This window comes from Moorena sp. SIO3E8 (genome assembly GCF_010692445.1).
In the GTDB taxonomy this organism is placed as follows: Bacteria; Cyanobacteriota; Cyanobacteriia; order Cyanobacteriales; family Coleofasciculaceae; genus Moorena; species Moorena bouillonii.
Genome location: NZ_JAAHHM010000098.1, coordinates 20,056 through 27,360, shown reverse-complemented (window position 1 = coordinate 27,360; position 7,305 = coordinate 20,056). Strand labels below are relative to the sequence as shown.

At 45.2% G+C, this 7,305-nt stretch carries 8 protein-coding genes; 4 read left to right on the top strand and 4 right to left on the bottom strand.

Annotation, left to right across the window (positions count from 1 at the left end; genetic code table 11):
* The first annotated feature begins 175 nt into the window (after positions 1 to 175).
* The gene (locus F6K46_RS28630) at positions 176 to 1,141 is read left to right on the top strand and encodes a tetratricopeptide repeat protein (RefSeq protein ID WP_293063406.1); all 966 of its coding nucleotides are present in this window, start codon (positions 176 to 178) and stop codon (positions 1,139 to 1,141) included.
* 375 nt (positions 1,142 to 1,516) lie between these two features.
* Here the strand turns inward: F6K46_RS28630 and F6K46_RS28625 are convergent, their stop codons facing one another.
* Positions 1,517 to 1,642: a hypothetical protein gene (locus tag F6K46_RS28625; protein WP_293063404.1), complete on the bottom strand. Its 126-nt coding sequence runs from the start codon at positions 1,640 to 1,642 to the stop codon at positions 1,517 to 1,519.
* Positions 1,643 to 2,072: 430 nt separating this feature from the next.
* Between F6K46_RS28625 and F6K46_RS28620 the strand changes: the two genes are divergently transcribed.
* Positions 2,073 to 2,525: a DNA-binding protein gene (locus F6K46_RS28620; protein WP_293063402.1), complete on the top strand. Its 453-nt coding sequence runs from the start codon at positions 2,073 to 2,075 to the stop codon at positions 2,523 to 2,525.
* Here the strand turns inward: F6K46_RS28620 and F6K46_RS28615 are convergent.
* Complete coding sequence (locus F6K46_RS28615; RefSeq protein WP_293063400.1) at positions 2,489 to 2,683, bottom strand: hypothetical protein; 195 nt, start codon at positions 2,681 to 2,683, stop codon at positions 2,489 to 2,491. The two genes, F6K46_RS28620 and F6K46_RS28615, sit on opposite strands and share 37 nt — an antisense overlap.
* Before the next feature lie 128 nt (positions 2,684 to 2,811).
* Here F6K46_RS28615 and F6K46_RS28610 point away from each other — a divergent pair, with 128 nt between their 5' ends.
* Positions 2,812 to 5,070 carry a PBP1A family penicillin-binding protein gene (locus tag F6K46_RS28610; RefSeq protein ID WP_293063398.1) on the top strand — a complete coding sequence of 753 codons (2,259 nt, stop codon included), beginning with the start codon at positions 2,812 to 2,814 and terminating at the stop codon, positions 5,068 to 5,070.
* 92 nt (positions 5,071 to 5,162) lie between these two features.
* Here F6K46_RS28610 and F6K46_RS28605 read toward each other — a convergent pair whose 3' ends face one another.
* Positions 5,163 to 5,954 (bottom strand): Uma2 family endonuclease, encoded by a 792-nt coding sequence (locus F6K46_RS28605; RefSeq protein ID WP_366510787.1) that lies wholly within the window; start codon positions 5,952 to 5,954, stop codon positions 5,163 to 5,165.
* A gap of 97 nt (positions 5,955 to 6,051) precedes the next feature.
* On the opposite strand from F6K46_RS28605, the gene F6K46_RS28600 reads away from it, so the two are divergent.
* Positions 6,052 to 6,774, top strand: a complete 723-nt coding sequence (locus F6K46_RS28600; RefSeq protein WP_293063396.1) for a TPM domain-containing protein — start codon at positions 6,052 to 6,054, stop codon at positions 6,772 to 6,774.
* A gap of 52 nt (positions 6,775 to 6,826) precedes the next feature.
* On the opposite strand, the gene F6K46_RS28595 is transcribed toward F6K46_RS28600, so the two are convergent.
* Positions 6,827 to 7,291 (bottom strand): GIY-YIG nuclease family protein, encoded by a 465-nt coding sequence (locus F6K46_RS28595; protein ID WP_075897651.1) that lies wholly within the window; start codon positions 7,289 to 7,291, stop codon positions 6,827 to 6,829.
* Positions 7,292 to 7,305 lie beyond the last annotated feature (14 nt).

Genomic DNA, 7,305 nt, shown 5'->3' with positions numbered 1-7,305 from the left:
TAATACCATAAAGTTCCTGAGTCAGGCTGTGTCCTTAGCAGTCAGGCAGCGTTCTCACGAATTGTCTCTGATTCCGCTTTTGAAGTGAGTGGGGTGACTTTGTCAATCTCTACACCTGAATGCTTACGGATGTTTATTAAGCCTATTTGCCCTAGCTCCAATTAAGTGGACACTAGTGGAAACGTGTTTATCTATAACTAATAGTACTCAAGACTCTATCCTACAGCGTTGGTTTCCAACATTCTCACGCCTGATTTCACCACTGATTCCTTCAAAAAATAACAAATCTCAAGGAGTTAGAGATTGGGAAGATGTAATAGAAGACAGTTTATTGGGCTTGAATTTAATTCGTGAAACTGAGGAAGGGGATTATCAATTTCACCAATTAGTACGTAAATATTTCCGCAGTAAACTCGAACAGATGCCAGAAGCAGGAAAGCTCAAACAGAGTTTCTGTAAGGTAATGGTACTTGAAGCACAGTCTCTCCCTCAAAGTCCCACAAAAGAGCAAGTAGACGGAATAGCACCATCCATACCTCACGTAGCAGAAGCGGCAACAGAACTACAACAATGGTTAGAGGATGAGGATTTAACTTGGCCATTTATTGGACTCGGTCGGTTCTATGAGGGTCAGGGATTCTACAAACTGGCAGAACCTTGGTTAAAGCAATGTCTAGAAGCTAGCCAAAACCGTCTAGGAGAAAACCACCCTTCTGTCGCTACCAGCCTCAACAACCTGGCAGGACTGTACAAAGACCAGGGTCGGTACTCAGAGGCCGAACCCCTCTACCAACAAGCACTAGACCTTTGGAAACAGCTGCTGGGAGAAAACCACCCTTCTGTCGCTACCAGCCTCAACAACCTGGCAGGACTGTACAAAGACCAGGGTCGGTACTCAGAGGCCGAACCCCTCTACCAACAAGCACTAGACCTTTGGAAACAGCTGCTGGGAGAAAACCACCCTTCTGTCGCTACCAGCCTCAACAACCTGGCAGGACTGTACAAAGACCAGGGTCGGTACTCAGAGGCCGAACCCCTCTATCGTCAGGCACTAAAGATTGCTGTCCAGCAGTTAGGAGAGAATCATCCCAACACCCAAACTATTTCACGTAATTTAAGCACACTATTAGACAAAGGTTGAGTCTCATGGGATTAGACTAAGTCTCCTAAAATAGAGTGTTGGAGAAATCGGGAACAGTAGAAAAGAATTGACGCAAACAGTATCAGAAAACTAGGTTTGCAAGATGTCTAGTTTTTAGCAGCAGATTCACACCAGAAAATGCGATTGACCTTTGGTCACGCTACGCGATGAAGCGTTCGCAAAGCGTGGCCGAAAGGCCTCAGCTTCCGCGCTTATGCGATCGCATTCCCGATTCCCAATTTTCTAACTATTCCGATATTGACGCAGTCGCTAATAGTGGACACCACAGCACTTGACTTGCCCCCCACCCTCTCCACACTTACCACACTTTAGCTACTTTCATCCCTATTCCCTGCTCCCTCCCTTGTTCCAAAGTTAGGTTATTTTTTGCGATTGACCTTTGGTCACGCTACGCGATCGCATTTCCATATCATATGCGATCGCATTTATATGTGTCCCATACAAGACTGACTGTAAGCTAAACTCTTCCGCTTGTTCCAAAGTTAGGTATTTGCGATTGACCTTTGGTCACGCTACTCAATGGGATTGACCTTTGGTCACGCTACGCGAGTCACGCAAAGCTTCCGCGCTTATGCGATCGCATTCCCGATTCCTAATTTCCTAACTATTCCGATATTGACGCAGTCGCTAATAGTGGAAACCACAGCACTTGACTGCTTCCCACCCTCTCCACACTTACCACACTTTAGCTACTTTCATCCCTATTCCCTATTTCTTTTCTTTCCAATTTTATAACTATTCCGGTATTGACGGAGTCGCTAATAGTGGAAACCACAGCACTTGACTGCTTCCCACCCTCTCCACACTTACCACACTTTAGCTACTTTCATCCCTATTCCCTAAAAAAGAAGTTGCCAATTTTCTTTTTCTCCTATATACTAGTATTATAGGAATAGTTAAAGGACACTCCATGAACAAGTGCGTTGGAACTACTGAAGCGGCATCTCTATTAGGAATTTCCTCTCGACGATTGCGCCAACTCCTAGAGAAGGGTCGGGTGCGGGGTGCCTATAAAACTGGGAAATTCTGGATTATTCCTCTGTTCAACCATTTGCCACAAATTACCAAAGGGTCTCGTGGACCGAAGGGGAAATGGCGCACTAGTCGTCCTCCCGCTTTAGCTAAGATTAATGTCAATCGTAATCACATTGGCTCGAATATCAAGAAAAGCCCCAAAGACCGCAAGCCAGTGATTTCAGTAAAACGAAGTGGTACCAATCTCTACGGCAACGAAGTGGAAATCCTTGGTCCATGTAAGATTGTCTATAACCCAGATAATCCACTGGATTGTGGCGCTCGTTTGTGGATTGAAACTTTTAGTGATATTCACTTCATTGGTGGCAGTTTTCCCGCTAGTCGTTGAGTCGGTGGCGTTGCTGAATCTTTGAATAAGTAGAGTGGGCATCCTGCCCGCCGGAGAATATATTGAAACTGGCAAGATGCCAGTTCTACCCAAGATGCCCATTCCACAACATATTGAAACTGGCAAGATGCCAGTTCCACCCAAGATGCCCATTCCACTGAATAGAAGTAGAGTGGGCATCTTGCCCGCCCGACAATATTGATAACGGAACAGGGAAAATAAGCTGATTTCCAGAACTATTAGAATGGTTCAATAAGCACCCAAGAATCGCTTATCGCTGACAACCATGAGTTCTCCACCACCCTCCAAACCCCCAAAGACCATACTTAGTCAGCTAACTCAGGTAGTACAGACCATTCATGCGAAGGTCAATCTTCAAGCAGTAGCACTAAAGCCTAATGCTAGAGTGCCGGAACTTTGGGTGCAAGACGCTAATACCAACAAATCCGATGTCTATCCCCTGGTTGGGGACCGTTACGTACTCGGGCGCAGTTCCAAATCCTGTGACATCATCGTTCGCAACCCAGTAGTCAGTCAAGTTCATCTGTCCCTAGAACGGTATGGTAGGCGTGGGCGTAGGTTTATCATAAAAGACCAAAACTCTACCAATGGTATCTATCGTGGCAGACGCCGACTTTCCTCCTTGCTTCTGTATCACGGAGACACCCTTACCATCGGACCACCAGAACTAGCTGCATCAGTTGAGCTACAGTACGTCTATCCTCCCCCCTGGTATATCCAAGGAATTCGTTACTTTCTCTATGGCATCGGTGGCTTAATTGCCTTAGTGGTATTACTAATTGGATTTCAAACCATCAAAGCACCATCAGTCAGGCCATTGCCCGAGGGAGTTACAGGTCCTGTGATTGTTTACTCTCGTGACCAAATTCCCCTACGGCAACCCCGGACCGATGCTCACCGAGAACTTAGGAGGTTATCGGATTTTTCCCCATATTTGCCGAAAGCAGTGATTGCTTCAGAAGACAGCCGCTTTTACTGGCACTTTGGAGTAGACCCCTATGGGATTATGCGAGCTGTGGTCAGGAATCTTCAAGGGGGAGGCATTCGCGAAGGTGCTAGTACCATCACTCAGCAGGTAGCACGAAGCCTATTTCCCGAGTATGTCGGTCGAGCCAATACCGCAGACCGGAAAGTGCGGGAAGCAATAATTGCCCTGAAGTTAGAGACAGTTTACAGTAAGGACGCGATCTTAAAGGCTTACTTAAACCGAGTTTACTTGGGTATAGAAGCATTTGGTTTTGAAGATGCTGCTCAATTTTATTTCGACAAATCAGCAGCTAATCTGAATATCCAAGAAGCCGCAACTCTGGTAGCAAGTTTACCAGCACCCAATAGCTATAACCCGATCCAGAATTATGATACGTCATTACAATTACGGAATCGGGTGATTGACCGGATGCACGCTTTGGGAATGATTAGTCGAGAAGAGGCTAATCGAGCTAGGCGATCGCGGATTGAAGTTAGCCCGAAAGCCCGACAAATTCTTTCTAGCACCAAGGCACCCTATTTCTATAACTACGTTTTCCAGCAATTGAGGAGGTTACTGGGCAAAGAGTTGGCTAAGGAAGGTAATTTTATTGTAGAAACTACTGTGGATACCGAGTCTCAGGCCAAAGCTGAAGCAGCTCTACGGGACTATGTCAAAAATACTGGTAGCCGCTTAGGATTTTCCCAGGGAGCGATCGCAAGCCTCAATACCAGTAATGGCGAGATTCTAGCCATGGTTGGAGGTGCCGATTACCAAAAAAGCCAGTTTAATCGGGTTATCCAAGCCAAGCGTCAACCAGGCTCAACCTTTAAACTCTTTGCCTATGCTGCTGCCTTAGAAAAAGGGATTTTACCAAGCAAAACCTACTCCTGCTCTGGGATTAAACGGATTAGACGTTGTGAGCGGTCTGGAGATGCTACTGATATTGATATGTATGCTGGTTTGGCTCAATCGGAAAATGCGGTAGCGATCAGGGTAGCTCAAGATGCTGGTTTAGATAGAGTAGTACGACTGGCGCAACGGTTAGGTATTAGCTCAAAACTCGATCCTGTGTTTGGTTTAGCCTTAGGTCAAAGTGAGGTTACTCTGTTAGAAATGACTGGAGCCTATGGTGCGATCGCAAATCAAGGGATGTGGTATCGTCCCCATGGTATTGTCAGAATTCTCGACAGTAGTGATTGCACCGATAACCAAGACTACCAAACCTGTCGAGTAATCTACGACTTCGCTGATCAGCCAACTATCAACAAGCAAGCGGTTTCACCAGCGGTAGCCAACACCATGACAGAAATGCTTCAGGGTGTAGTCACTAGTGGCACCGGTCGCAGTGCTCGGATTGGTGAAGGAGAAGGGGGAAAAACCGGTACTACTGATAAAAATGTAGACTTGTGGTTTATCGGTTTTATTCCCAAGCATCAGATCGTTACAGGGATTTGGTTAGGTAATGATAATAATTCTCCTACTAGTGGCAGTAGTAGCCAAGCTGCCCAGTTGTGGGGGATGTATATGGGTCAGGTGGTAGAGAAACAGAGTTGATACCGAAATTGGTTGGATGGGGAGATGGGGAGATGGGGAGATTGGGAGAAGAGAAAGTTGTTGCTTTGACCGCAACTTGGTATCAAAGGTGATCAATCCAAAAGCTGATCCGGATTGATTCCCATTTGTTTGAGTCGAGACTTCAAAGCTTCAAGCTCTTGTTGAGCTTGATTAGCAGCTTGTTGAGCTTGAGTAGCCCGTTGCTCAGCCTGTTGAGTTCTCTCATTTTCGGAGGGATACCGTCTAGCATTTTGGTCGTACCAATACAACCACTCCCTAGTCCAATCAAGATAGGTTCCTTCTGCTGTGCCTATGCCCAAACCAATTTCTGGCATCCAGACCGGATTACCTGGTTGACGCACATACACTCCATCTACCAAGCGATGCACTTCAAAGCTATCCCCTTTTCGAGGTTGAAAGTTATCGCTATCATAAATAACGTAATATAATAACCCTAAGTCAGCATAGTCTAATTTTTTCTGGTCATACTCGCCGTTATAGGTTTGAGAGACAATCTCGATCGCGAGAATTGGCACAACACCATTTTCTTCCCACAACACATAACTTAAACGTCCCTGACGACCCTTAGGGCGAGTTTTCCATCTCTGTACTCCTAAACTCAGGAATCCATCAGGCACTATGGCTGACTGTTTGGGATTGTAATAGTATCCCATATCTATACCAAAAAACCAATCCCTGCGCTCTGACCAGATTATCGATAAAATCGATTTCAATAAGTGAGGGATGGTATCTTGCAGTTCATTATCCACAGGGGTTTCATCAGAAGAGGGTAATTCTTCTGAACTCGGAAGGTATTGTAACGGGTCATAGTTTAACATGGTTCCATTGGCTAGACCTGACTGGTGACATGTTAGCAGTTTCACGAAGTACCATTATCTTGGCCATAAATAAGATTAGGTTGATTGGCAGTTCTATAGTATTTTGGGGAAAAGCCAATTTTGCTTTGTTGTCAGGTTTTTTATGAAACAGCTCCTCAACCAACTACACAACCAACGCAAATACATAAAATCCCTAATTATCCCTCTTTTAGCTATCTTGTTAGCAAGCGGAATAATTGCAGCACCAGCCAATGCCATCAATGTCTATCAAATGCCTAACATTAGCGCTGGAGAACCGACTTGGGTAATTGACAAGTCAGAAGTTCTCTCTCGCTTCACAGAAGGCAAGTTGACTCAATCCTTAGAGGATTTAGCGAAAGCAACGGGCAATCAAGTTAGACTGGTCACTGTCCACGGCCTAGATTATGGTGAAACAGCAGCAACCTTTGCCCAAGGGTTGTTTGAAAAATGGTATTCTACTCCAGAAGACCAAGCTAATCAAACCTTGATAGTGCTGGATACTGTCACCAATAACAGTGCTATCGTTACTGGCAATGCCGTTAAGGAAATTATGTCCGATGACATTGCTGAAAGTGTGGCTTCTGAAACCCTACAGGTGCCGCTGCGGGATGGCAACAAGTATAATCAGGGTTTCTTAGATGTAAGCGATCGCATAGTAGCTGTTTTATCTGGCGAACCAGATCCCGGTCCTCCTGTAGTTGAAGAAGAAATCAACATTGCTGGCAACTTTAAGAGTGCAGAAGAAACTCAAGAGAGCAATGCTACCCTTTGGGTTGTAGTGATCTTGGTTGTTGCTACAGTTGTGCCGATGGTTACTTACTTTTTCTACCAAGGTTTTTCCTAAGTATTTAGCTATCAGCTATCAGCTATTAGCTGATAGCTGATAGATTACTAACTCAAAGAGATGAGATATATCTCATCACTTCTGGAGTCGCATCAAACCATTCCCCAGAAATCCTAAGATGTTGGAATTTCCTGTGAAATTCGGTTTCCATCTTAGCACTACCTGGGATAATTTTTATTAGTTCTAAAGTCGTTACACTCTTAGTTTCAAGCCCTCTAATATTACCATTGGGGTTAGTAGTGTAACCGATCCGAATCGCATTGCGTCCCTTGTCTAAGATAAAGTAAAGCCTAGCTGGATTTTCTTCCTCAGGGCTGGATAGGCAGCTTTGTACTAAAGTCCCTGTGGCTTTGTGCAACCGAATAAAGGTTTGAGCGTCACTAGCGTATTCTGGAAGCTTAGAACGCTCTACCGCCATGGTCATATAACGCAATGCAGCTGCGTGTCTTCCCTCCGACGCTTCATCGACAGCCAGGGCTAGCAGGTCATAGGGTGAGCATTGGCGAAAATTACTCATTATTGTTGTAGTTG